This is a genomic window from Dactylosporangium siamense, from assembly GCF_016862795.1.
GTDB lineage: Bacteria > Actinomycetota > Actinomycetes > Mycobacteriales > Micromonosporaceae > Dactylosporangium > Dactylosporangium siamense.
In genome coordinates this window covers 1-593 of sequence record NZ_BONQ01000289.1, presented here as the reverse complement: position 1 = coordinate 593, position 593 = coordinate 1, and the positions used below count along the sequence as shown (strand labels likewise).

The 593-nt window shown below is 68.6% G+C and carries 1 protein-coding gene; it reads right to left on the bottom strand.

The window, feature by feature from the left end; genetic code table 11:
• On the bottom strand, positions 1–578 hold a 578-nt coding region (locus Dsi01nite_RS56985), incomplete at its 3' end, for an AMP-binding protein (RefSeq protein ID WP_203854892.1).
• Positions 579–593: the final 15 nt, after the last annotated feature.

The following is a 593-nucleotide window of genomic DNA, read 5'->3' as shown; positions in this document are numbered from 1 at the left end:
ACATTGCCCAACGGCGCCCCGATCGGCGGCGCACCCTCCCCGCCCGGTACACAACGCATCGTTGTGGCCAGGACCGTCGACTCCGTCGGACCGTAGGCGTTGAACACCCGCGACCGGCCCGCCCATGCCTCCACCAGCTGGGCGCTCACTCGCTCCGAACCAACGACCCACGTATCCACCCCGACCGCCGCCGGATCCAACTGGCCCAGCAGCGACGGCGACACACTCGCGGCACCAACCGCATTGCGAGCCAGCAACGCCTGCAACGCCACCGGATCCGTGCGCTCGGCCGCCTCCGCAATCACCAACGTCCCACCGTGGGAAAGCACCGCGACCATGTCCAGCACCGAGGCGTCGAACGAGAACGACGCGAACTGCAGCACCGAACGCCCCGGCACCACACCCAGAGCGGCACCCAGCTGCACCGCCAAGTTCACCAGACCGGCGTGCGACACCACCACGCCTTTCGGCACGCCGGTCGAACCCGACGTGTAGATCACGTATGCGGCCTGATCCGGTCGGACCGGCAGCGAATCCACCGGAGCGGCCGTCACCACCTCGTCCAACACCACCGACACACCGGCATCCGCCAA